This window comes from Acidobacteriota bacterium, assembly GCA_003696075.1.
Lineage (GTDB): Bacteria > Acidobacteriota > Polarisedimenticolia > J045 > J045 > J045.
Map to the genome: position 1 here is coordinate 1 of RFHH01000169.1, position 23,173 is coordinate 23,173.

23 protein-coding genes are annotated in these 23,173 nt (G+C 72.3%); 3 read left to right on the plus strand and 20 right to left on the minus strand.

The window, feature by feature from the left end:
• Both D6718_11295 and D6718_11300 read right to left on the minus strand, forming a co-directional pair.
• A partial coding sequence (locus D6718_11295; GenBank protein ID RMG43781.1) for a hypothetical protein occupies positions 1–415 on the minus strand: 415 nt, incomplete at its 3' end.
• On the minus strand, positions 412–1,098 hold the full coding sequence (locus D6718_11300; protein RMG43782.1) for a hypothetical protein: 687 nt from the start codon (positions 1,096–1,098) through the stop codon (positions 412–414). The genes D6718_11300 and D6718_11295, both read right to left, overlap by 4 nt.
• A gap of 193 nt (positions 1,099–1,291) precedes the next feature.
• Here D6718_11300 and D6718_11305 point away from each other — a divergent pair, with 193 nt between their 5' ends.
• Positions 1,292–2,467, plus strand: a complete 1,176-nt coding sequence (locus D6718_11305) for an NnrS family protein (GenBank protein ID RMG43783.1) — start codon at positions 1,292–1,294, stop codon at positions 2,465–2,467.
• Here D6718_11305 and D6718_11310 read toward each other — a convergent pair.
• The 5 genes from D6718_11310 to nosZ form a co-directional block, all read right to left on the minus strand.
• Positions 2,462–2,941 (minus strand): hypothetical protein, encoded by a 480-nt coding sequence (locus D6718_11310; GenBank protein RMG43784.1) that lies wholly within the window; start codon positions 2,939–2,941, stop codon positions 2,462–2,464. The genes D6718_11305 and D6718_11310 overlap by 6 nt on opposite strands.
• Positions 2,938–3,768 (minus strand): ABC transporter permease, encoded by an 831-nt coding sequence (locus D6718_11315; protein RMG43785.1) that lies wholly within the window; start codon positions 3,766–3,768, stop codon positions 2,938–2,940. Before D6718_11315 ends, D6718_11310 begins: the two co-directional genes overlap by 4 nt.
• Positions 3,765–6,086, minus strand: coding sequence for a nitrous oxide reductase family maturation protein NosD (gene nosD / locus D6718_11320; protein RMG43786.1), 2,322 nt, complete (start codon positions 6,084–6,086; stop codon positions 3,765–3,767). The genes D6718_11315 and nosD overlap by 4 nt, the downstream gene beginning before the upstream one ends.
• Complete coding sequence (locus D6718_11325) at positions 6,083–6,748, minus strand: cytochrome C (protein ID RMG43787.1); 666 nt, start codon at positions 6,746–6,748, stop codon at positions 6,083–6,085. The genes nosD and D6718_11325 overlap by 4 nt, the downstream gene beginning before the upstream one ends.
• A gap of 64 nt (positions 6,749–6,812) precedes the next feature.
• The gene (nosZ, locus tag D6718_11330; protein ID RMG43788.1) at positions 6,813–8,798 is read right to left on the minus strand and encodes a Sec-dependent nitrous-oxide reductase; all 1,986 of its coding nucleotides are present in this window, start codon (positions 8,796–8,798) and stop codon (positions 6,813–6,815) included.
• 372 nt (positions 8,799–9,170) lie between these two features.
• Here nosZ and D6718_11335 point away from each other — a divergent pair, with 372 nt between their 5' ends.
• Together D6718_11335 and D6718_11340 are read left to right on the plus strand one after the other, a co-directional pair.
• Positions 9,171–9,626 (plus strand): cytochrome c, encoded by a 456-nt coding sequence (locus D6718_11335; protein ID RMG43789.1) that lies wholly within the window; start codon positions 9,171–9,173, stop codon positions 9,624–9,626.
• A 74-nt stretch (positions 9,627–9,700) separates the two neighbouring features.
• A complete protein-coding gene (locus tag D6718_11340) occupies positions 9,701–10,381 on the plus strand; it encodes a Crp/Fnr family transcriptional regulator (protein RMG43790.1) in 681 nt (226 codons plus the stop codon).
• 849 nt (positions 10,382–11,230) lie between these two features.
• Here D6718_11340 and D6718_11345 read toward each other — a convergent pair.
• From D6718_11345 to D6718_11405, 13 genes are all read right to left on the minus strand, one after another.
• On the minus strand, positions 11,231–13,075 hold the full coding sequence (locus D6718_11345; protein RMG43791.1) for a tetratricopeptide repeat protein: 1,845 nt from the start codon (positions 13,073–13,075) through the stop codon (positions 11,231–11,233).
• A 2-nt stretch (positions 13,076–13,077) separates the two neighbouring features.
• Complete coding sequence (locus tag D6718_11350) at positions 13,078–13,437, minus strand: 50S ribosomal protein L19 (GenBank protein ID RMG43792.1); 360 nt, start codon at positions 13,435–13,437, stop codon at positions 13,078–13,080.
• Entirely contained in the window at positions 13,434–14,129 is a 696-nt protein-coding gene (gene trmD, locus D6718_11355; GenBank protein RMG43802.1) for a tRNA (guanosine(37)-N1)-methyltransferase TrmD, read from the minus strand. Before trmD ends, D6718_11350 begins: the two co-directional genes overlap by 4 nt.
• A 74-nt stretch (positions 14,130–14,203) precedes the next feature.
• Positions 14,204–14,761 (minus strand): 16S rRNA processing protein RimM, encoded by a 558-nt coding sequence (gene rimM / locus D6718_11360; GenBank protein RMG43793.1) that lies wholly within the window; start codon positions 14,759–14,761, stop codon positions 14,204–14,206.
• An 8-nt stretch (positions 14,762–14,769) separates the two neighbouring features.
• Positions 14,770–15,105: a KH domain-containing protein gene (locus D6718_11365; GenBank protein ID RMG43794.1), complete on the minus strand. Its 336-nt coding sequence runs from the start codon at positions 15,103–15,105 to the stop codon at positions 14,770–14,772.
• Positions 15,015–15,275 (minus strand): 30S ribosomal protein S16, encoded by a 261-nt coding sequence (locus D6718_11370; protein RMG43795.1) that lies wholly within the window; start codon positions 15,273–15,275, stop codon positions 15,015–15,017. Before D6718_11370 ends, D6718_11365 begins: the two co-directional genes overlap by 91 nt.
• Positions 15,276–15,303: 28 nt before the next feature.
• A complete protein-coding gene (locus D6718_11375) occupies positions 15,304–16,635 on the minus strand; it encodes a signal recognition particle protein (protein RMG43803.1) in 1,332 nt (443 codons plus the stop codon).
• 77 nt (positions 16,636–16,712) lie between these two features.
• Positions 16,713–17,915 carry a bifunctional 3,4-dihydroxy-2-butanone-4-phosphate synthase/GTP cyclohydrolase II gene (locus tag D6718_11380; GenBank protein ID RMG43796.1) on the minus strand — a complete coding sequence of 401 codons (1,203 nt, stop codon included), beginning with the start codon at positions 17,913–17,915 and terminating at the stop codon, positions 16,713–16,715.
• Between the two features lie 7 nt (positions 17,916–17,922).
• Positions 17,923–18,552 carry a riboflavin synthase gene (locus D6718_11385; GenBank protein ID RMG43797.1) on the minus strand — a complete coding sequence of 210 codons (630 nt, stop codon included), beginning with the start codon at positions 18,550–18,552 and terminating at the stop codon, positions 17,923–17,925.
• Positions 18,525–19,670 (minus strand): bifunctional diaminohydroxyphosphoribosylaminopyrimidine deaminase/5-amino-6-(5-phosphoribosylamino)uracil reductase RibD, encoded by a 1,146-nt coding sequence (gene ribD / locus D6718_11390; protein ID RMG43798.1) that lies wholly within the window; start codon positions 19,668–19,670, stop codon positions 18,525–18,527. The genes D6718_11385 and ribD overlap by 28 nt, the downstream gene beginning before the upstream one ends.
• A complete protein-coding gene (gene ftsY, locus D6718_11395; protein ID RMG43799.1) occupies positions 19,667–20,614 on the minus strand; it encodes a signal recognition particle-docking protein FtsY in 948 nt (315 codons plus the stop codon). Before ftsY ends, ribD begins: the two co-directional genes overlap by 4 nt.
• Positions 20,614–21,933: a tetratricopeptide repeat protein gene (locus tag D6718_11400; protein ID RMG43800.1), complete on the minus strand. Its 1,320-nt coding sequence runs from the start codon at positions 21,931–21,933 to the stop codon at positions 20,614–20,616. The genes ftsY and D6718_11400 overlap by 1 nt, the downstream gene beginning before the upstream one ends.
• Positions 21,934–22,255: 322 nt before the next feature.
• Positions 22,256–23,173: NAD(P)-dependent glycerol-3-phosphate dehydrogenase (locus D6718_11405; GenBank protein ID RMG43801.1), on the minus strand; the 918-nt coding region annotated here is incomplete at its 5' end.

Here is a 23,173-nt window from a genome sequence, read left to right on the forward strand (position 1 = left end):
CCGGCAGGGATGCGGCGGGCTCGCGGCTCTCGCTTCCGGCAGCCAGGAAGACCCTCTCGGCGACCGCCCGCGCCAGCGGCGCCGCCGCCGGCCGGCCCACGACCCGCGCCCCCCCGGCGGCCAGCTCGGCCCACGCGTCGAAGGGCAGGCGATCACCGCCGCCGGTGAGTTCGAGCGCCAGGTCGTCCGCGGCCCGGGCCAGGACCGGACGCTCGAGACGGCCCGATGCCGTGCGCAGGTCGCGGACGAACAGCTCGACGATCCGCACCGGGCGGGACGGCGGCGGGCTGGCGGTTTCCCCCACCGTCGCGCAGCCCGCCGCGGCGAGCGCCGCCAGAGCGAGCCACCGCCACGACGACGCCGGCGGCGGCGCGGTCGAGGCGCGGTTCGGTGCCGGCCGCACGATCCCGATCACCGGAGCGCTCCCCGGAGCGTTGCCGAGGCGAGCCGGAAGGCACCGGCCGACGCGGACGCGGCGATCCCCTCGGCCAGGCGCGCTTCCTCGATGCCGGCCAGGCGCTCCACCGCCCGGGCGCGTTGCGGATCCCACCGCTCGGCCACCGCCGCGAGTGCCTCCGGAGCGGGAACGAGCGGGACCGCGGCCTGCACGAGAAGACCGCTCCGGCACCGGGCGACGGCCACCCCGGCGACCTTCACGCCGCCCGCGACGACCTCGTCGCGATCGGCTCGGGAAAAGCAGCCCTCCGCCCGCCGCGGCGGGTGGGCACCCGGAGCGAGGCTCGCCTCCACGCCGAGCGACCGCAGGGCTTCCACGATGAGGGCGCCGGTGGCGCGGGCCGCTTCCCGCAGGCTCCCGCGCGCGAGAGGACCGGGAACGGCGAGCGTCAGCGCGAGATCCCCGGGCAGGTGGAGGAGCCACCCTCCCCCCGTGGGACGTCCGACCGCTTCGACGCCGGCGGCGGCGAGTTCCCCCGCCGCGGCGGCGCCCAGCCTCTGCGTGCGCCCGAGCGTCAGCACGGGGTTGGCCCAGCCGTGCGTCCGCGACCGGATGCCGCCGCAGGCTTCCGCGAGGAGTTCCCGATCGCGCCGCATCGCCTCGGCGCCGGTTTCCCGCCCGTCGTGCACCGGCTCCCGCATGGCCGCCGATGGTAGCGCCCGCGGCTGCCGGGGGCGAGGCCGCCCGGCCCCGCCGGCGCGCCATCGCACTATCGAGGAAGCACCTTCCGCGGGTTGACTCCCATCAAGGGGAGCTTCGCCGCCACCCGCTACTCTCCCGCCGGCTTTCCGACGGGCGCTCGCCGCGCCCGCGCCCGCGGCTATCGGAGTTCCGATGATCCTCGACCGGTGGCGCTGGCTGTTCTCCGGTGGATTCCGCTGTTTCTTCTTGGGAGGCGCGATCTGGGCCGTGTCGGCAACCGGCCTCTGGCTCGCCGCGCTCGCCCACGGCACCGGGCCCGCGGCGCGCGGTGGGCTTTTCTGGCACGGCCACGAGATGCTCTTCGGTTTCGCCGGCGCGGCCGCCGCCGGCTTCGCGCTGACGGCGTTGCCCAACTGGACCGGCACGCCGCCTCTCGCCGGCGGGCGACTCGCCGCTGCGTTCGCCCTGTGGCTCGCCGGGCGGGCGGCGGCTCTCGCGGCGGGATCGATTACACCGGCGGCCGCCGCGCTGGCCGATGCCCCGTTCCTCTGCGTGCTGGCGGCGATCGCCTTGTGGACCGCGGGGCGTGCCCCGGGGCGCGCCCCGCTGCCCGTCCCCGCGGGACTGCTCGTCCTGGCCGCGGCCGACCTGGCGTTCCATGCGGGCGCGTGCGGGGCCTGGCCCGGCGGCCGCCGACTGGGCTTGGTCGGGGCGACACATTCGTACGTCTTCCTGATCGCCGTGATCTCCGGGCGAATCGTGCCCGCGTTCACCCGGCGCCTCCTGCCGGAAGGCCGGGCGGCGTCCGTCCGCAGCCGGACAGGGCTCGACCTCCTTGCCGTCGCGGCCACGCTCGGGACGGGTCTTCTTGATCTCGCCGGATCGCGAAGCGCGCTCCTGCTGGTCTCGCCCGCCGCCGCGGCGGTGCATCTCGTCCGGTGGTGGGGATGGCGGCCGGCCTCCGCGAGGCGCGACGCGCTGACGCTGGTCCTCCACGCCGGCTACGCGTGGTTGCCCGCCGGCTACGCGCTGCTGGCCGCGATGGCGGCGGGGGCTCCCCTCCCCCGCACCGCGGCGATCCACGCCTTCACACTCGGGGCGATGGGGACGATGATCCTGGGGATCGCCACCCGCGCGGGCCTGGGGCACACCGGCCGGCCCCGGGTGGCACCTCCCCTGCTCGCCGTCGCGTTTGCCGGGCCTTCCGTCGCCGCCGCCCTCAGGATCGGAGCCGAGCTGGCCCCGGAATCCTGGCGGGGGGCGGGCCTCGCCGCCGCCGGGATCGTGTTCGGTGCTGCCTACCTCGCCTACGCGGCGCGCTTCGCGCCCATCCTCACCGGGCCGAGGGTCGCACCCCCGGCATCATGAACCGCCCCGGGACGGGAGCGCCGCGGCTCCGAGTCCGCGCAACAGGTCCCATCGCAGAAGGGTCGCCGGCGGGCGCCCCCCGCAAGGCGGATCGGCGGGCGACGCACAAGCCGCGATTCCGGAGAGCATCGGCGAGGCGATCGCCTCGTCGCGGACGAAGAGAGCCTCCCGGGCCTCCAGCCACTCCCCGGTCGCGAACGCCTTGACCCAGATCTGGACGGGAACCGCCTCGGAGCGCTCGAGATCGGCCAGCAGACAGCCGACATCGTCGTACAGGCGCATCTCGGCGCGGCCCCCTTCCCCGGACATCAGCGCCGCCACGCCGAAGCGCTCGTCGGAGACGATCATGCCGCAGAAGCGGCAGACGTCCTCGCCGTAGCGGACCTCCGGAGGCCCGGGCGGCGGAGGTGCCCCGCACGCCGACGCGAGGGCGGCCGCCGCGGCGAGCGCCTGCTGGACGAGCCGGATCCTCACGGATGGTCCCGGCGGTGGAGCACGACCCCCGCGAGCAGCAGCGGCAGGACGGTCCAGACGAGGAGGACACCTCCGAGCAGCGGAAGCAGGGTGTCCCCGAACGTTCGCATCGCGTAGTGCCCCGCCGGGCCGAGCACGTCGAGCGAGGAGCCGATCGCGGCGAGCACCGCGAGCTTGTAGGCCTGGAGCGGATTGACGAGCACCGCCCGGAAGAGGGCTTCCGGTCCCAGTCGGAGAACGAGCGAGCTGCCGATGAGACCGAGGTCGGACAGGAACGCGAACAGAAACCACAGGCTCAGCGCGACGCCGAGCGCGAGCGACGCCCGCGGCGCCAGCGCCGAGACGAGCAGGCCCACGGCGAGCATCGCCAGTCCGAGCAGGACCGTGCTCAACGCGAACACGAGGTACGCTCCGAGGTCCTCGAGGCCACCTCCCGCCGCGATGGCGAGGCCCGTGATCCCCAATGCCGCCGCCAGGGCCGCGCCGAGGGCGATCGACAGTCCGGCGAACTTTCCGGCCAGGATCTCGCCTCGCGTGAGGGGGAGGGCCGCGAGAAGCTCGAGGGTTCCCCGTTCGCGCTCGGCGGCGAGGGCGGTCGCTCCGGCGGTGAGCCCCATCAGGGGAACGACGAGGAGAGAGAGGTTGATCAGGCTCGCGGTGGTGCGCCCGAAGCCGGTGAGGCCGACCTGACCCGCCCCCAGCGCCGAAAGGGCCGAAAGTCCCACGGCCAGCAGCGCGAAGGCCACCGCATACAGGAGGAACCAGCGGTTGCGCAGAGCCTCGCCGCTCTGCAGGCCGGCCACCGCCGCCACCGAGCGCAGGCTCATCGTCCCGCCTCTCCCGCCGGGCCGTCCGGCCGCGGCGCGCTCTCGGTCGCTCCATCGACCGCGAAATCGACCACCTCCACGCCCGCGCGCGCCAGGGCCATCAGCGGTCCCGCCTTGCGCGCGGCCGGAACCCGGAGCAGCAGCAGCGGTCCGGCGGCCCTCGTCCTGTACCCGGCGCGCGCGAGCACGCCGAGCGCCCGCTCGAGCTCGCCGGCCGGCACGCGCACCGTCACGAGCGCGATCCCCCCGAGCCGTTCGCGCATCCGGGCTGCCGGCCCGCTCCAGAAGACGCGGCCGCGCTCGAGCAGCAGCACGCGATCGGCGAGCCGCTCCGCCTCCTCGACCCTGTGCGTGGTGAACACGATGGTCTGACCCTCGGCTTTCAGGTCCTCGAGCAGGGAGAGCAGGCTTTCGCGGGCGGCGGCGTCCAGATTCGAGGTCATCTCGTCGAGCAGCAGGACCGTGGGGCGGCCGAGCAGAGCCGCGGCGAGAGCGAGCCGCTGCTTCATTCCGCCGGAGAGCGCGCCGATTCGCTTCCCGGCGTGATCCGCCAGCCCCACCCGTTCCAGTTCCCGGTCGACCGCCGACCGGTCGAGATCCCTCACGCGCGCGACGAACTCGAGATACTCGCGGGCGGGAAGATCGTCGTAGAAGGTCAGCTCTTGCGGGACGTAGCCGATCCGCCGGCGGGCATCCTTGGCCGCGGGCCCCGCCCGGTGCCCGTCGATGGTGACGGTCCCCCCGCACCGGTAGATCCCGAGCAGGCACTTGAGGACGGTGGTCTTGCCCGCCCCGTTCTCGCCCCACAACGCGAGGGCGCTTCCCCGCGCGACCTCGATGTCGACACCGTCGACGGCCCGAAGCGCGCCGAAGCACTTGGTCAGGTTGCGGACGACGATCGCGGGAACGTCCGTCTCCTCCGGCCCCGAAACGCCGCCGGCCTCGGCGCGTCGCCGCGCCGACGGCCGGGCCAGCCCCGGCGCGGCCGAGCCGAATCCGGCCGCGGCCAGCAGCACCGCGGCGGCGATCAGGATAGGCCACCGCGCCCCTTCCCGCCGGGGCGCGGGCACCGCGTGGGCGGGAACGGTGAGCGGCGCCGGATCGACCAGTTTCACGCGGGGCGGGACCAGAGGAAAAGCCCGCATGGCCAGGTTGACCGCCGTTTCCACCGGGCTCAGCAGCAGGATCCGCAGCTCGCGATGCCGGTCGACGAGATTCTCGAAGAAGTTCCTCGCCTCGTAGGGAAGATCCCCGATCCCGTCCCCGTCCCGGTCGTAGCCCCGGTAATCGCTCCAGTAGTTCCCTCTCCCGGACTCGGCGAACTCGTTGCCCACCAGCTCTCCGGCTCCGAGCACCGCGACCTGCTCCACGTTGTCGTAAAACGTGTTGGCGCTGAAGACGTTGCGCCTTACGCTGGGAAGGAAGGCGATCGCAATGTCGTTGTAGGCGAACAGATTCCTCCGGAAATGCTGCCTGATGTCGATCTCGCGCGGGGAGTTGTCGAAGTAGAGGCCGATCCGGTTCAGGGCGAAGAGGTTGCCCTCCGCCTCCACCCCGTCCATGTCCTTCAACCCCACCCCATACCCGCTCGGCCCCCGGTTGCGCCGGAAGATGTTCCGCCGAAGGGTCAACCGCCGGGAGTACATCAGGAACGCGCCCACCGAGTTCGACTCGAGGACATTCTCCTCCAGCACGTTGTCGTCGCTGTACATGAAATGCAGGCCATAGCGGCTTCGCCGGACTCGATTGCCCCGAACGACGAGGCCGTTCGAAAACCACAGCACCACGTCGCGGACGTCCTCCACCACGTTCCCCGCGATCGTGCAGTCGGGGCTGTACCAGACGCGGATACCGTCCCCGCGGCGGGGCAGCGGCAGGGCTTTTCCCGAAATCCGGTTCGCGCGGAGAATCGAGCCGGGTGCGTTCTTCAGGTAGATCCCGAACAGCGCGTCCTCGATCACGTTCTCTTCGATACGGGCGCGGGGGGCCAAGACCGTGATGGCGGCGTTCTCGCGATCGAGCGAGGTCCCGGTGCCGCGCAACGTCAGACCGCGCACGACCACCCCCGGTGCCTCGATGCGCACGATGTCCCCTTCGCCGTTCCCGTCCAGGACGGCCCCCGGTTCCCCCTGGAGCGTCACCCGCTTGCGCAGGACGAAGTGGCCGCGATGCACCCCGGCCGGGACGGCGATCGTCTCCCCCTCTCGCGCGGCCTCGATCGCCGCGGCGAGGTCGAAGGGCATGCCGGGGAGGCTCGCCGCCAAAAGCGCGGCCAACCCCGCCGCGGCGCGTGTGGCCCGCCGGGGCACGCCGATCACGTCCGGCCCGCCGCGAGCGCCCGCTCCACCAGCGGCTTGTAGGCCCGCCGGTGATAGTACAGGCCGGCGGCGATCAACAGCGATGCGGCGAAGGCGAGCCAGAGGCCGGCTCCCGGAATGGCGACCGTCTTGAACTGCCCGACGCGACCGACCCCGAGCACGGGTGGCGTGAACGGCTTGATCGCCCGCGACAGCGGCGCCCGCGGGTCGAGTTCGTGGCCGAAGGTGCGCAGCCAGTAGTACAGGTCTCCGAGGAACACCGCCGGGAAAATGAGGGCGGGGAGCGACAGGACGCCGGCCCACCGGCTGTGCACGAAGACAGCACCCGCGACGAGCAGCGAGAGCATCACGACTCCGTAGACGGAGATCGAGCGCTCGAGCATGGCGGCGTCCTGAAGCGGACGCATGCCGATGTAATGGTTGAGCTCGTCGATCTCGTGGACATCGCCCTCCAGCCGGTTGAGGTAGGCGTTGACCCTCAGGCCGCCCGGGTACTGCGGGGCCAGCAGCGTCATCTGCCAGTAAGGCAGAAACACCGAAGCGACCAGCAGGAGCGACGCCGTCAACAGGAGAATCGTCGGCAGCCGGAACCGGAGCGGATCGCGGTGCAGCTCCTCGTGCGGAATTCGGGGCCCGAGAACGCGGTCGACGAGCGTGGGCATGGTCATCCTCGCGGGCGGCGGCGGGGCGGCGCGCCAGCCGCCCCGCCCGCCCGGGGGAAGAAGACTACGGCTTCACCAGGAAGTAGCCGGTCATCTCGAGGTGCAGCGCCGAGCAGAACTCCGAGCAGTAGAACGTGAACGTCCCCGACCGGTCGGCGTCGAATTCGATCGTGTCGGTTTCGCCCGGCTCGATGCTCAGATTGATGTTGTAACCCGGCAGCACGAAGCCATGGGTGGCGTCCTTGGCGCGCTCGACGTTGGTGATGTGCCAGATCACGTGGTCGCCCTCGTGGACCTCGACATGCTCCGGATTGAAGTGGCTGCGGACGGCGGTCATGAAGATCTCCACCGTGCGCCCGCGGCGCTCGATCCGCTCCTTGCCGGACGTCGGCGCCTGGGGATCCTTTCGCTGATGGGCGGTGTCCCACCCGATCTCCGGGTAGACCTCCCAGGGCTTCAGCTTGTCCGCCTTCACGATCTGGGCGTAGTGCGGCTCGCCGAGACCGATCGGCATGTCGTAGAGAAGCTGCATGGCGTCGCCGGTGTTGTCGATGTCGATCAACTGCAGGTTCTGCGGCAGCAGCGGGCCCGTCGGGAAGAAGCGATCCACCGACCATTTGTTGAGCGAAACGAGATACTTGCCGTCCGGCGACACCGTGTCGCCCTCCGCCGCCGCGATGTGACCGACGTTGTAGTGGACGGGGATCTTCGCCACCAACTGCCAGTCGTCCTCGGGGTTCTTCGCGCCGTACGGGCCGCCGAGGGTCCACCTCGCCACGGCGGAGTCCAGGAACAGTGAGGTGTAGGCGTAGCCCTTGTCGTCGAACTGGGTGTGCAGCGGTCCGAGGCCGACCTCGATCTGCGCCTCGCGCACCGCGTCGATGTCCAGCACGGGGATTCCGTACTTGTCCTCGGTCCACTTCTTCGCGGCGATCGCCCGCTGGATCTTCTCGAAGGAGTAGACGGTGACGTGTGGATCGAGCTTGCCGGAGACGACGATGTACTCTCCTCCGGGCGCCACGTCGACGCCGTGAGGGCTCTTCGGCTCCGGAGCGAAGTAGAGGATTCCCTCCTTCACGCTGGTCTCGATCGGGATGACCGGGAACCCGCGGACCTTCTCGTACTTGCCCGCCTCGAACACCTCGACGGCCTTCCGCAGGTTGATGATGTGCAGGTAGTCCTCGTCGCGCTGGCTCGCCCCGGCCTCGAACGGGGCGTTGCCAGATTCCACGCCTCCGGTGGCCAGCTCGGTGTTGAAGGAATTACCGAACACCCATCCTTCGCTGACCTTCTTCCCGGCGTCGAACAGGTCCTGCCAGTACGGCGGAAGTTCGAGGGCGAACGAACGGTCCTTGTCGATCCGTCCCTTCTCGCGATCGAATTTCCAGAACGTGACCATGCCGCGGTACTTGGCGTTGTACTCGTCGATCGGCGCATACGACCAGCCGAGCGGCTGAGCATACTGCCCGCCCTCGATCACGTACTCGGTGTTCGGGGTGACCATCGTTCCGCCGTGATCGTTGAGCGCGACGGGGTTCTTGACGATCTGTTTGGTCTCGAAGTCGCGCAGATCGATGACCGCGACACGGGCGTTCGCCTTGTCGTTGATGAACAGCCACTGGCCGTCGTAGTCGCCGCCGGTCTCGCTGAGGGCGGGGTGATGGGTGTCGCCCCACAGGATCGCCTTTCCATCCACCGCCCCCTGAGCGAGGATGTCGCCTCCCGTGCCGTAACCCCAACCCTGCCACGGTTCCGGCGTGAACACGGCGATCACGCGCAGGAGGCGCATCGAGGGGAGCCCGATCATGAGGACCTGCCCGCTGTGACCGCCCGAGGCGAACATGATGTACTCGTCCTGCCGCCCGGTGGGCATGTAGGTCTTGAGGGCCGCGACGACGTCATCGGGGCTCAGCGACCTCTCCGCCGCGATCCGGTCCGCCGCCGAGCCGGCGGCCGCGCCCTGCCCGCGCTGCTGGCATGCCGGCACGAGGACCAGGATCGCGGCGCCGAGCACCGCCAGGAAGCCGAAGGCTCTCCACCATGGCCGCATCGTCTCCTCCCCATCGCGGCTCGCGCCGGACGGGCCGGACGCACGCCGCATTGCAAGTCGGTCGGCTCGGCCGCTCCGCGCCCGGGCCGCGGGCCCGTCGCTCGACCGAGCGGGAAGTCACCATTCTTGGAAGAGGGATTCCCCCCATTCCTTGACGCCCGTCAAGGGACCCCCTTCACCGGTCCGGCATTCTCCCGCGGGAGGGGACCCGATTCCACCGCCCCGCCGGGGCTTGAACTCCGTCGGGCGGGCGGTTAGCCTGCGCCGGGCGGACCGGTGGCGCGGCGAATCGCGTTGGCCGGCCGGCTGGTAGCCGGATCGACGGACGGTGCGGGCGCGGTGGCGCGCGGAGCCCCGTACGGGAGGAACCGGATGTACCGAACCGGAAGCGGCGCCGGACGGCACCGGGGCGCCCTCGCCCCCATCTTGACCCTGGCCTCGCTCGCCGTGGCCTGTGGCGGCGGGGAACCGCCCAAGGCACCCGCCTCGGCGGCGCCGGCCTCCGCGCCGGCCGCACCGGCGCCCGATTTCGAGCCAGACCTCGAGGCTGGCAGGCGGGTGTTCATGTCGGTGTGCGTCACCTGCCACGGTCCCGACGGCCGGGGAATCCCCAAGACCGGGGCCGACCTCGTCCACTCGAAGTTCGTCCGCGAGCACACCGACGAGGAGCTCGTCGCGTACGTCAAGAGAGGGCGGCGGGTGACCGATCCCGAGAACATCATGGGCCTCGAGATGCCCCCCAAGGGCGGCGCCCCCTACCTCGACGACACGGCCATCCGCAATGTGGTGGCGTACGTTCGCAGCCTCCAGGAAGACGCGGAGGAGTAGCGGAATGGAGTCGTGACCGGGGCGCGAAGAGCAAGGAGGTCGTATCGCGGCGCCGCCTCGGAGCGGCGGCGGCGATGTTGACGGACGCCGACCGCCGCGCCGTCGCCCGGCACCCGTTGTTCGTGCGGCTGGAGCCGCGCGACCGGGAGCGGCTCCTGGAAGCATCCTCCGCGCGGATCTACCGCCGCGGCGAGCTTCTCTTCGCCGCCGGGGACTCGGCGCACGCGTTCTTCGTCGCCCTTTCGGGCTGGGTCGTCCTGTATCGCCTGAGCGCCCAGGGTGAGCGGGTCGTCCTCCGCGTCGTGCGCCGTCCCGAGAGCTTCGCGGAGGCCGCGGCGCTGGGCCTGGCGTCCTATCCCGCGTGGGGAGAGGCGGCGAGCGAGGCCCGCGTCCTGGCGGTTCCGGGAACGGCCTATCGGCGCCTGCTGTTGGCGAGCCCGGAAACCGGGCTCCAGGTCATCGCCGAGCTTTCGCGGAAGCTGGCGCACCTCGTCCGGGAACTCGAACAGCGCCAGGCGCGGACGACGACCGAGCGGGTGGCGAGATTCCTCGCCGAAGCGGCGGCCGACGGGGAGGGACCGGCTTTGGTGCTGCCGGTCGAGAAGTCGCTCCTCGCCGCACGTCTGGGGATGACTCCCGAGAGCTTCTCCCGCGCCCTCGCGCGGTTGAAGCGCGAAGGGGCGATCCGGGAGCGAAGCGGGAGGATCGAGCTGCTCGACCGCGACCGCCTCCGGGTCGCCGGCGGCTGCCGCTGAGCGGCCCTCCCAGGGCCCCGGACCCCGGCGCGCCGGTGGCGCTGTCCCGGATCCAAGCCGCCGGGCGCCCGAAGGCCGCCGGCTGCATCCGCAGCGGTTCGAAGCCGGCGCGGACGGATCGAGACGTAGGGGGGTTCAACCCCAGCCGCGCGAGGTGACCGGCCTGCTCTCCCAACTGCCGGGGCGCCCTCGGGTTCGCCGGAAAAGCGCACCGCCGGGGTTGCACGTGGCGGGACCCGGTGGATCCGAAGGCCACGATCGTCGGGGATCGGACCGAAGTTCCTGTGCGACACCGAGTTTCGGGCCGTTTCCCACGGTCGGGGGCCCACTTCCCCGGCGGACTCGACGGACGTCCCGGGGCCAGCCGCGGGCGTCCGTACCGGGGATCGGCCCGCCGCGTCGGCCCGTCGGACACCAGCGCCGCGGAAGCGTGCCCGAAACTGTCGAGGATGGATCGCTGGATCGGTGAGGCTGAGGTTTAGGCGGCGGCGGCCGGTCGGTCACTCTCCAGCGTCAAGGGAAGGGGTTGGGAAGGGGTGTTGGTCAGGCAATCCGCGTCTAACTGCGTTCACCGGCCGCCGCGCCAGAGACGCGGCAAGCGCGCCTCAACTCTTTGTTGCACCGTACAGCAAAATCAAGGCCAAAACCACAGCGGCGGCCGGAAAACGGCGCGAGTGTCCGAAAATCAGGGACTTCGCCTCACGAGGGTGTTCCGGAGCGCGACAACCCGCCGGTAGCCCGCCCCGGGCGCCTGCGAGCACAAGCCTTGGTTTTTCAATGAGTTGAGCACCGGATCGCCGGAGTGGCCGGCCGAGCCGGGAGTCAAAATTTTGACAGGGGGCGTCAAGATCATGACGCTTCGCAGAGGCTGCGGAGAATCTCCAGACCCGGGTGCTCGGGGGCGGTCCGGGTCAGCTCGGCGAGGTGACGCTCCGCTTCCGCCTTCTTCCCCGCCTCCAGCGCCAGGCGCGTGGCGGTCACGAGGATCTCGACCCGGGCGGGGTTCGCATCGGCCGGACCCGTCTCGAGCGCCCGGCGCGCCGTCTCGAGCGCGCGCCCCGACCGCCCTTTCCGGAGCTGTCCCCGGACCAGCTCGAGCGCGGCGTCCCAATGACGCGGTCCCCCATCCAGGCACCCGGCCAGCAATTCCGCGGCCTGCCCTTCGAGCCCCATCTCGAGAAGCCCGATCGCCATCTGATAGCGGGTCTCCGCGTGCTCCGGACCGGACGGAAGCTCCTCTCCCAGGTAGATCGCCAGCCGGTCCACCGAGCCGGTCTCGGCCGGCTCGATCTCCGGCACGGGGATCGGCTGCGTGCGGGTCGCGGCCTCCGGGACAGGTTCGTCCGCCGACTCACCCTCGTCCTCGATCAGGACGACCACATCGTCGTCGTCCGGCGCCGGCGGCGATGGGCGGGCCGGGCCGACCGTCCCCGGCTGCCCCCTCGGCGGCTCCGCGCCGCGCGGCGTGGCCGGCTCGACCGCCACTCCGGCGGCGGCCGCCACACGCCGGCGGAGGGCGTCGATCCGGGGATGAGCTCCCTTGCGCCCCCAATCCCCCGGCAGACTTCCGAGCACCTCGGCCGCCGGCTCCACCAGGCCGTGCTCGAGCATCGTGGCCGCCTCGACGAGCCGTGCCTCGATCTCCTCGGGGAGCCGCGCGGACGGCCCGCGGTCCGGGGCCCCCGCCGGCACCGCGCGGAGCGAGCTGCCCGGGGGCAGCGCGGCCTCGATCCCGGGGAAGCGCTGGATGATGGCGGCCGCCGCCGTCCGGTAGGTCTCGCTCGTCCCTCCGGCCCGCGCCAGCTCCGCCCCCTTCGACAGAGCGGCCGCCGCGTCGACCTCCCGACCGAGCGCCGCGAAAAGACGCGCCGACCAGAGGTGCAGGGCCGGCTCTTCGGCCGAGAGGTCGCCTTCGAGGATCTCCTCCGCGGCCTTCCGCCGGCCGAGCGCCAGGGCGAATTCCGCCCGGAGAAGCCGCCACCCCGCCGCCGCGCTCCCCCCCTCGCCCTCTTCCCCGGCCTCCGCGGGCAACGACTCGCAGCCGGCCGAAACGAGGGCCCCCACCGCGTCGGCGACCTCGCCGTCGCAGGTGGCCGCCGCGGGTATCGACCGCAGCGCGGTCTTGAGCGCCTCCAAGGCCGCATCGAGCTCGCCCGCGGCCGCGTGCGCGGCCGCCAGCCGCCACCGCGCCCCCCACGCGGCCAGCGGTTCGCCGGCCGCCTCGGCCTCCTCCGCCAGCGCCGCCAGCGCCTCGCGATCCTCCGGAAAGAGCCGCACCACCTCCCGCCGGCTCCGCAAAGCCGCCTGGGAATCGCCCGCGCGGTGCGCGGCCGCGACCGCCTCCTCGAGCGCCGCCCGCGCCTCGCGCTTCAACCCCCGCTCGAGCAGGCGTGCCGCGAGCCGCTCCCGCAGCTCCGGATCGTCGGGCGAGAGGTTGACCGCCCGCCGGAGCGCGGCCAGAGCCCGTTGCGGGTGTCCCGCTTCCCGATAGCTCTCGGCGAGGGCTTCGAAGACCGCGCGCGCCTCCTCGGCGCGCCCGGCCCGCGCCAGCGCGTCGCCGAACCGCTGCCGCACCAGCAGGTCGCGCGGGTAGCTCGTCAGCAGCTTCCGGTAGCTTTCGGCGGCGGCGGCGAAGTCGCCCCGCCGCGCGGCCGCCGCCGCCTCGGCGAGGATCCGCTGTCGCTCGGCGCTCACGGTCAGGCCTGGCGGCGCTCCCGGATGCGGGCGGCCTTACCGGAACGGCCGCGCAGGTAGTACAGCTTCGCGCGCCTCACCCGGCCGCGCCGGACCACCTCGATCCGCGCCACCATCGGCGAGTGCAGCGGAAAGACCCGCTCCACCCCCACGCCCCCGCTGACCTTCCGGACCCGGAAGGTCGCCCGGGGAGAGGCCGTGCCATGCTTCCGCCCCAGCACGACCCCTTGGAAGATCTGGATCCGCTCCTTGTCACCTTCGCGGACGCGCACGTGCACCTTCACCGTGTCGCCGGGGCCGAACTCCGGGACATCGGCCTTGCGGTACGGCGCTTCCACGATCCGGATCAGCTCGTCGCTCATCTCTCGTTCCTCGCTTCGTCGCCCGCCCCCGCTTCCGGGGACCCGGCGTCGATCAAGTCGGGCCGGCGCTCCCGCGTCCGCGCCTCCGCCCGTTCCCGGCGCCACGCCTCGATCCGCGCATGATCGCCGGAGAGCAGGACACGCGGCACCTCCATCCCTTCGAAGCTCGCCGGCCGCGTGTAGTGCGGGTGATCCAGCCGGCGGTTCTCGAACGAGTCCGCCGCCACCGACTCCGCCCGGCCGACGACTCCCGGCACGAATCGGGCCGTCGCCTCCACGACGACCATCGCGGCGAGCTCGCCTCCGGACAGAACATAGTCTCCGATCGAGATCTCATCGTCCACCAGGTGCTCCCGCACGCGCTCGTCGACCCCTTCGTAGCGCCCGCAGATCAGGACCACCCTGGGGATCCGGCTCAGCTCGCGCGCGAGCCGGCTGTCGAAACGGCGCCCTCCCGGGTCGAGGAGGACCACCCTTGTGGGCGTTTCCGGCCGCTCGCTCCGGATCGCCCGAACCGCACGGAAAAGCGGCTCCGGCTTGAGGACCATACCGGCTCCCCCGCCGAAGGGCGCATCGTCGACCTGCCGGTGGGGTGGGTCGGCGAATTCCCGGAGATCGCGCGCCTGCACCCGCAAGAGCCCCCGCTCCATCGCCTTGCCGACCACCCCCCAGGCCAGAGGTCCCGGAAACATCCCGGGGAAGATGGTGACGACGACGAACTCGAGCGCGGGCCGCCCGGACGCGGAGACCGCCTCCCCCGGCCCGCTCACGGTCCCTCCCCGGCCACGAGAGCTTCACCGGGATCGAGAAGTCCCGGTGGCGGATCGATCACGAGGCACCCCCGCGCCAGATCGATGGCCGTCAAGATCGGCGGCACGAGCGGCACCAGCACCTGCGATCCGTCCTCGAGGGCGAGCTCGGCGAGATGGGCGGCCGGGGCCTCCAGCACCCCCCGCACCGTCCCCAGCCGCTGCCCGCTGCGGGAGAGCACCTCGAGACCCGGAAGGTCCGCCAGGCGCGGTTCGCCGCCGGGAACGGGCTCCAGCTCGTCGGGAAGGGCCACGATCGTTCCGCCGCGCAGCCTCTCGGCCTCGCCGATCCCGTCGACACCCTCGAGCTTGAGAAGCGGGCGATCTCCGATCATCCGGAACCCTTCCACCTCGTGCTTCACCTCGCGCCCTCCCGCGAGGAGGATGCGGACCGTCCGGCCCGGGCGGAACCGGAGGTACGGCCAGTCCGTCTCGAGCTGGAGGAGGAGCTCCCCGCGGCGGCCCCAGGGCCTGCGGATCGCGCCGAGCAGCACCTGGCCCTCGCGGGCATCCATGCGGTTCCTCAGCCCGGCACCTCGACCTCGAACCGACGCCGGTGACGGGTGGCGCAGACCGAGGCCAGGGTCCGAAGGCTCCTGATCGTCATCCCCTCCCGGCCGATCAGCTGGCCGCGGTCCTTCGCGTCGACCTCGATGTCGAACCTCGTGGCCCGGCGGCCGTCCCGCACGTGCACTTTCACCGCATCGGGATTGTCGACCAGCGCCCGCGCGACCTCCGCCAGGAGCTTCTGGAGGCGTTCGTCGAGCGTCACGGTGCGCTCTCCTCGCCGGTCTCGCCGGCCACGCGCTTGTACAGGCTGCGAACCGTGTCGGAGGCATGGGCGCCCCGGTCGATCCAGTGGCGGTACCTCTCCAGATCCAACTTCACGGCCGGCGGATCGACCTTGGGATCGTAGTAGCCGATCGTCTCGACCGTCGGTCCCGTGGGTGTGCGGCGCGAGTCCGAGACGACCACCCGGAAGAAGGGGTGGTTCCGGGAACCCTCACGCCGGAGTCTGATTTTGAGCACAGCGTCCTCTCCTGGTTTCGGCCGGCCTTCAGCGCCCGAGCAGGCCGCGGAGCCCGCGCCGGCCGCGCTTCGGGTCGAGCCGTTTCATCATCTTTTGCATCTCCATGAACTGCTTGAGCAGTCTGTTGACGTCCTGCACCCGCGTTCCGGAACCCCGCGCGATCCGCCGCCGGCGGGAACCGTCGATCAGCCTCCAGTTGGCCCGCTCTTCCCGCGTCATCGAATCGATGATCGCTTCCATGCGGACCACCTCCCGCTCGTCCACCTCGACGCCGGGGGGAAGGGCGGCGCCCGGAAGCATCCCGAGGATCTGCTGGAGCGGCCCCATGCGCCTCATCTGGCGCAGGGCGTCGCGGAAGGTCTCGAGCGTGAACTGGCGCGACCTCACCGAACGCTCGATCCGCTTCGCCTCCTCCCGGTCGATGGCCGCCTCGGCTCGCTCGATCAGGCCGAGCACGTCCCCCATACCGAGAATCCGGCCCGCCATCCGCTCGGGGTCGAACGGCTCCAGCGCGTCGGTCTTCTCCCCGACGCCCGCGAAACGCACCGGGACGCCCGTCACCGCCGCCACCGACAGCGCCGCCCCACCCCGGGCGTCGCCGTCGAGCTTCGTCAGGACCACGCCCGTCAGCCCGATCCGCTCGTGGAAAGCCGCCGCCGAACGCACGGCGTCCTGTCCGGTCATCGCATCGGCGACATAGAGCCGCTCGACGGGCTCGACGGCGTCCCGGATCGCCACGAGCTCGTCCATCAGGTCGTCGTCGACGTGAAGCCGTCCCGCGGTGTCGAGCAGCACCACGTCGAAACCTTGCCGGCGCGCCTCCGTGACCGCTTCCCGCGCGCGGGACACCGGATCTCCCGTGCCGTCGTGCTCGAAGGCCGCGACGCCCGCCTGGCGCGCGACCTGGATCGCCTGCAGCACCGCCGCGGGCCGTTGCAGGTCGACCGGCGCGACGAGGGGATGGCGGCCGCGTCCCGCCAGCCAGCGTCCGAGCTTGGCGGCAGTCGTGGTTTTCCCGGATCCCTGGAGCCCCGCGAGCATGTAGACCGACGGAGGGTGGGGCGACGTCCGCAAGGGCGTCCGGGCATCCGACCCGCCGAGCAACCGCACCAGCTCGTCCCGCACGATCCGCACCACCTGCTGGCCGGGCGTCAGGCTCCTGAGGACCTCTTGCCCGAGGGACTTCTCGCGCACGCGGGCGAGGAACTCGCGCACGACGCGGTAGGCGACGTCCGCCTCGAGCAGGGCGACACGGATCTCCCGCAGGGCCTCGTCGAGGTCCTTCTCGGTGATGCGGCCGCTGCCTCGCACGCGGCCCACCACGCCGCGCAGGCGTTCGCTCAGGCTTTCGAACACAATCGCCCCGGGGCGCGGGAAACCCGCGCGAAACCGCGAGGTTAGCAGATCCGGCGGCCCCGTCAAGCGGTCGCGGGGGGTCACACGCCCCGCAGGAGATGCCCCAGCTTGTCCTTCTTGGTTCTCAGGTAGTCCCGGTTCTCTTCCGTCGGCGGCACCTCGAGCGGCACCCTCTCGACGATCTCGAGGCCGTAGCCTCTCAGCGCGACGAACTTCCTCGGATTGTTCGTCAAGAGCCGGATCTTCCGCACCCCGAGCTGGAACAGGATCTGCGCCCCGATGCCGTACTCCCGCTGGTCGGGCTGGAACCCGAGGGCGAGGTTGGCCTCCACCGTGTCGTGCCCCTGCTCCTGGATCTCGTAGGCCTTCAGCTTGTTGACGAGGCCGATCCCCCGCCCCTCCTGGCGGAGGTAGAGGACCACGCCCTTGCCCTCCCGGGCGATCGCTGCCATGGCCTGCTGGAGCTGCCGGCCGCAGTCGCAGCGCCGGGATCCGAACACGTCGCCGGTCAGGCACTCGCTGTGCACCCGCACCAGCACCGGCTCGTCCGGCCGCATCTCTCCCATCACCAGGGCCAGGTGGGTTTGCGAGTCGACGTCGTTCTCGAAAGCGTGCACGACGAACCGGCCGTGCTCGGTGGGCAGCTCGGGTGATGCCACCCGCCGGACGAGCTGCTCGTGCTCCATCCGGTACCGGATGAGGTCGGCGATGGTGATCATCTTCAGCCCGTGCCGGGCGCAGAAGCGCTCGAGGTCCGGAACGCGGGCCATCGTCCCGTCCTCGTTCATGACCTCGCAGATGACCCCGGCCGGATACAGGCCCGCGAGGCGGGCGAGGTCGACCGCCGCCTCCGTTTGCCCGGCCCGTCTCAGGACGCCCCCGTTCACCGCCCGCAAGGGGAACATGTGCCCGGGCCGCAGCAGGTCCTCGGGCCGCGTCGCCGGATCGATCGCTGCCCGCACGGTCGCCGCCCGGTCGGCCGCGCTGATCCCGGTCGTCGTTCCGTGCCGCGCCTCGATCGAAACGCAGAACGCCGTCTGGAACTTCGTCGTGTTCTCCGGGACCATCAGGGGGATCTGCAGCTCGTCCAGCCGTTCCTCCGTCATCGCCAGGCAGATGAGCCCGCGTCCGTGCTTGGCCATGAAGTTGATCGCCTCGGGCGTGACCTTCTCGGCGGCGATCGTGAGGTCGCCCTCGTTCTCCCGCTCCTCGTCGTCCACGACGACGATCATCCTTCCGGCGCGGATCTCCGCCAGCGCTTCTTCGATGGTGGCAAAGGGCATCGTCCGGTCACCTCGGCCCGCGGCCGCGGCGGGCTGCCGGGCGAAGCGCGGAGAGGGCGCGCTCCGCGTACTTCGCCAAGACGTCGAATTCGACCCCGAGCCGGTCGCCGGCCCGCCGCTCCCCGAGGGTGGTCGCGGCCAGCGTCTCGGGGATGAGGGCCACCTCGAACCATCCCGTCCCGAGGCGGGCGACCGTGAGGCTCACCCCGTCGAGCGCCACCGAGCCCTTCTCGCACACCAGGTGCGCCGCCTCCGCCGGCAGCTCCACCCGGATCACCGCCGAGCCATCGGGCAGGTCCCGCCGCGAGAGCAGCCTCACGAGCCCGTCCAGGTGGCCTTGCACGATGTGGCCTCCCAGACGGTCACCGAGGCGCGCCGCCCGCTCCAGGTTCACCCGCCGGCCTGTGCGCCAGCGGTCCGGCCCTCCCGTGCGCGCCAGCGTCTCGGGCGAAAGGTCGGCCTCGAAGCGCCCAGGGGCGACGGCGAGCGCCGTCAGGCAGCAGCCGTCGACCGCCACGCTCTCCCCGCGGGCCAGCGGCCCCCCGGGCAGGGCGTGGCGGATGGCGATCCGCATGCCCCCGGCCGCGGCGCGCGCGGCCGCGACCCTTCCTATGTCGCGGACGAGTCCGGTGAACACGGCTCCTCGGAACGCTCGCGCTCGAGCGTCAGGAGCACATCCTCTCCGATCCGCTCCAGCCCCGCAATGCGGAAGCGAGGGCTCTCGCCCAGCGGGAACGAAACCTCGCCGACCGCCGGACGCCCTCCGGCGCCCAGGATCCGGGCCGCCGAGAACCACAAAACCTTGTCCACCACGCCGGCAGCGAGGAAGGGACCCGCCGTGCTGCCGCCCCCTTCCAGGACGGCCCCGAGGACGTCCCGGCGGGCCAGATCGGCGAGCACCGCTTCCGGGCGGATCCTCCCGTCCGGGCCTGCCGGCGTTCTGACGACCTCCGCCCCCCGCGCCTCGACCGCCGCGGCGCGCTGCGGGTCGACGTCGTCACGGGTGTAGACGACGACGGGAGCCGAGGAGTCGTCGAAGATCCTCGCGCCGGGATCGACCCGCAGCCGGCCGTCGATCACACATCGCAGGAACGGCCCCCCTTCCGGCGGCCTCGTCGGCGGGAGAAGGATCGGGTCGTCGGCGGCGATCGTCCCCGCGCCGACGATCACCGCCCCGAATCGGTCGCGAAGCGAACGGCCGCGCTCGCGCGCGGCGGGGCCGGTGATCCAGCGGGCCATCCCGGCGGCGTCGGCGATCCGCCCATCGAGACTCGCCGCCACCTTCCACACGAGAAACGCGCGCCCCTCGGCCCGGTGCACCAGGTAGTCCTCGAGAACGCGACGCGCCGCCGCCGTCACCTCCGGGTCTCCCGCCAGTTCCGTCGCGATCCCCGCCTCCCGCAGCGCGGCCAGCCCGCGGCCGTTGACGCGCGGATCGGGATCGACCAGAGGGACGACGACGCGCGCGATCCCGGCGGCGGCGATCGCGCGGCAGCAGGGAGGAGTCCGCCCCGTGTGCGCGCAGGGCTCGAGGGACGCGTACAGCGTCGCCCCGGCGGCCTCGGGTCCCGCCGCTTCGAGGGCCCGCACCTCGGCGTGGGCTTCCCCGGCTCGCTCGTGCCACCCCTCGCCCACCACCTCCGACCCGCGGACGATCACGGCCCCGACGCGCGGGTTCGGAGCGGCGGCGCGGCCGGCGCGATCGGCCAGCTCGATCGCCCGTCGGAGGAAAAGGAGGTCCTCGGCTCGGCTCACGGACGGCCCGCCGCCGGTTCCGCGTCGGGGGGGAGGAGCAGACCCGACAGGAACTCGTCGGGGTCGAAATCGAGCAGATCCTCCGGTCGTTCCCCGACTCCGACGTACCGGACGGGCAGCCCGAGCTCGCGCCCGATTCCGATCACGGCACCGCCTCGGGCCGTTCCGTCGAGTTTCGTCACCACCAGCCCCGTCAGGTCGAGCGCCCGGGCGAACTCGCGCGCCTGCACCACGGCATTCCGCCCCGTGGTCCCGTCGACCACGAGCAGCGTCTCGTGGGGAGCACCGGCGACGGCCTTGCCCACGGCTCGAGCGATCTTGGTGAGCTCGTCCATGAGGGGACGCCTCGTGTGGAGGCGCCCGGCGGTGTCCACGATCACCCGGTCGGCTCCGCTCGCGGCACCCGCGGCGCAGGCGTCGAACGCCACGGCCGCCGGATCGGCACCCGGCCCGGCACGGACGATCCGCGCCCCGGCGCGCTCGGCCCAGGCGACGAGCTGCTCGACGGCGGCCGCCCGGAACGTGTCGGCCGCCGCCAGGACGACGCGGCGTCCCTCGCCCGCCCAGCGCGCCGCCAGCTTTCCGGCCGTGGTGGTCTTCCCCGAGCCGTTGACGCCGGCCACCAGCACCACCGTCGGGCGCGCCGTCTCCCCCGGGCTCTCCCGTGCCTCGGGCAAGAGCGGCCGCAACTCCTCGCGGACGAGTTCCAGGAGCTCTTCCGCCCCGGCCACCGTCCGGCCCCGCGCTTTCGATTCGATCCGGACGACCAGCTCGGAGGCCAGCTCGGGCCCGAGGTCCGCTTCGACGAGGATCTCCTCGACCTCGTCCAGGAGTTCCCGGTCGATCCGGCGGCCGGGGCGCGCGACCCGCGCGAGCCCCTGCGCCACCGCCTGCCGCGTGCGGCCCAGACCTTCGCGGAGCCGCTTCCGGACGCGGTCGAACATCAACCGATCACCTCGAGCAGGTCGCGCGCCTTGGCCGCCGTCTCGGAGCCCGGGGCGAGTTCGATGGCCCGCCGCAGCTCCTTCCCCGCCTCCTCGCGCCGTCCCGCCCGGAACAGCGCCGCGCCGTAGCGGTAGTGGAAGCCCGGGTCCTCCTCGTAGCCGGGGGCCGCGGCCGCGAACGCCTCGAGCGCTTCTTCACCGCGCCCCATGCTCTCGAGAACCTTCGCCATCTCGTAGTGGGCGCGGTGGTACTTCGGCCGGATCTCGACGGCCCGCCGCAGCTCCCGCAGCGCCTCCCCCGAGCGTCCCTGGCGGAACAGGATCAGTCCTTTGTTCAGGTGGATCTTCTCCGGATAGGGATAGGTCCGGTCGTGAAGGGCCTCATCCAGCTCCGCCAGCGCGTCGTCCGGGCGGCCGAGATTCTCGTAGCACGTCGCCAGGTACATCCGCGCGTCGGTGTAGTAAGGGTGGATCGCGACGGCGCGCTCGAAGGAACGGGCCGCCTCTTCCCAGCGCTCGAGCGACCAGAAGATGAAGCCCTTGTAGAAGTGGACCTGGGGGAGCGAGTCGTCGAGCTCGAGCGAACGGTCGATCTCTTCCAGGGCCTCCGGGATCTTCCCCTGCCCGAAGTACATCCGCGCCATCTGGTAGTGCGCGAGCGGACCGCGCTCGCGCGGACGCGGTGCCGGGCCGGCGGCGCAGCCCGCCAGCCCGGCGGCGACCGCGATCGCCGCCACGACGCGCCACCGACGGAACCGTCGCTCGATCATCGTCCTTCCTCCGCCGGCCGCCGGCGTCGCGCCCCCCGATGCGCCGGCTGGGCGCGGGCGCCGGGCAGCATACGTGCGCCTTTCCCGAAGGGTCAACTCGCGCCGAACCATCTTCGCCACAGCGACCTCCGTTCCGGGGGCCGCGGCTCCGGGGGCTCGATCGCCGCTCCCTCGATCAGCGCCTCGGGCCACACCTCCGTGGCCAGCCTCGCGCTCTCCTCCCCGGCGAGTTCCGCCCATCGGCGGCGGGCGGCCGCGAGGCGCGGCGGTCGGTAGGACCGGTCGTGGGCGTCGCTGCCGAGAAGGTGCACCAAACCCCGGCGCACCCACTCCTCGGAAAGGGAGCGGATCGCCGGCCCGAAGGTGCCGAGCAGGCTCGACGCGGTGATCTGCCCGAGGGCGCCCAAGCGAAGCATCTCCTCGTAGCTCTCCGGATCGTCGCGAAAGTGGCGGATCCGCTCCGGGTGCGCGAGAACCGGCGTCACGCCGGCGACGCGCAGCTCGAAGATCGTCTCCTCCAGTCGCGGGGGCCGGGCCCGGTCCGGGCATTCGAGAAGGAGGTACCGGCCCGCGTCGCCGTAGGTCATCAGCCGCCCGGCGGAGATCCTCTCCGCGAGGCGCGGGCCCAGATGCACTTCGGAGCCGGGAACGATCCGGAGCGGGATGTCGTGAGCGGCGAGCGCTTCGCGGAACCGGTCGACCGCTTCGAGGATCGCGGGACGTTCGTTCAGGAACAGTCCCTCTCTCATGTGCGGGGTGACGATCGCCGTGCGGACGCCGTCTTCGACGGCGATCCTCGCCATGCCCAGGGCACGCTCCAGGTCCGCCGGCCCGTCGTCGATTCCCGGCAAAAGGTGGCAGTGGGTGTCGATCACGGGGAGGGCGCCTCCTCGTCCTCCGCCTTGAGGGGGCGAGAGAGCAGCTCTCTCAGGGCGTCCGCCGGGGCTTTTCCGCGGAACAGGACGGCGTGCACCTGCTCGACGATCGGCATCTCGACTCCGGCCTCCGCCGCCAGCTCGCGCGCCGCCCTGGAGGTCTCCACCCCCTCGGCGACCATCTGCATCTCACCCAGAACATCGGCCAGACTGCGGCCCCGGCCCAGCTCCCGGCCCACGTGCCGGTTCCTCGAAAGGCCCCCGGTGCAGGTCAACACCAGATCCCCCACGCCCGCCAGCCCGGCGAACGTTTCCCGGCGCGCGCCGAGCGCCACGCCGAGACGCGCGATCTCGGCCAGGGAACGGGTGATGAGAGCCGCCGCGGTGTTCGACCCGTGCCCGAGGCCGTCGGCGATTCCGGCGGCGATCGCGACGACGTTCTTGAGGGCGGCCGCCAACTGGACGCCCAGAGGATCGGACGAGGTGTAGACCCTCAGGTTGCGGAGGCTCAGCCGCCGCTGGACCGCTCCCGCCGCCTCCCGGTCGGCGGAGGCCGCCACCACCGCCGTCGGCTCGCCGGCGGCCAGCTCCGCGGCGAACGAGGGCCCGGAAAGGACCACGACCCTCCCCCCGGCGGCCTCGCCGAGCGTTTCCTCGACGATGCGGCTGGGGAGCGCCCGCGTCCCCACCTCGATCCCCTTGCAGGCGATGGCGATCGGCGCCGAGGGCCAGGGCGCCTCCCGGTGGGTCTCGAGGAGTCCCCTCAGCCGCTGCGTGGGGACGGCGAGCACCGTCATCGCGGCTCCCCGCACGACCTCCGCCAGGTCGGCCGACACCGTGACGGCCGGCGGCAACACGACACCGGGGAGGTAGGACTCGTTCGTTCGGCGCGCCCCGATCTCCGCGGCCAGCTC

Coding starts and splice junctions, on each gene's coding strand:
- D6718_11300 (RMG43782.1), bottom strand. CDS start 1,098: ATGCGGGAGCCGGTGCACGACGGGCGGGAAACCGGCGCCGAGGCGATG.
- D6718_11305 (RMG43783.1), top strand. CDS start 1,292: ATGATCCTCGACCGGTGGCGCTGGCTGTTCTCCGGTGGATTCCGCTGT.
- D6718_11315 (RMG43785.1), bottom strand. CDS start 3,768: ATGAGCCTGCGCTCGGTGGCGGCGGTGGCCGGCCTGCAGAGCGGCGAG.
- D6718_11325 (RMG43787.1), bottom strand. CDS start 6,748: ATGCCCACGCTCGTCGACCGCGTTCTCGGGCCCCGAATTCCGCACGAG.
- nosZ (RMG43788.1), bottom strand. CDS start 8,798: ATGCGGCCATGGTGGAGAGCCTTCGGCTTCCTGGCGGTGCTCGGCGCC.
- D6718_11335 (RMG43789.1), top strand. CDS start 9,171: ATGTACCGAACCGGAAGCGGCGCCGGACGGCACCGGGGCGCCCTCGCC.
- D6718_11340 (RMG43790.1), top strand. CDS start 9,701: ATGTTGACGGACGCCGACCGCCGCGCCGTCGCCCGGCACCCGTTGTTC.
- D6718_11350 (RMG43792.1), bottom strand. CDS start 13,437: ATGAGCGACGAGCTGATCCGGATCGTGGAAGCGCCGTACCGCAAGGCC.
- trmD (RMG43802.1), bottom strand. CDS start 14,129: ATGTTTCCGGGACCTCTGGCCTGGGGGGTGGTCGGCAAGGCGATGGAG.
- rimM (RMG43793.1), bottom strand. CDS start 14,761: ATGGATGCCCGCGAGGGCCAGGTGCTGCTCGGCGCGATCCGCAGGCCC.
- D6718_11380 (RMG43796.1), bottom strand. CDS start 17,915: ATGCCCTTTGCCACCATCGAAGAAGCGCTGGCGGAGATCCGCGCCGGA.
- ftsY (RMG43799.1), bottom strand. CDS start 20,614: ATGTTCGACCGCGTCCGGAAGCGGCTCCGCGAAGGTCTGGGCCGCACG.
- D6718_11400 (RMG43800.1), bottom strand. CDS start 21,933: ATGCCCGGACCGGGCCCGGCCCCCGCGACTGGAGGAGACGATCTTCGA.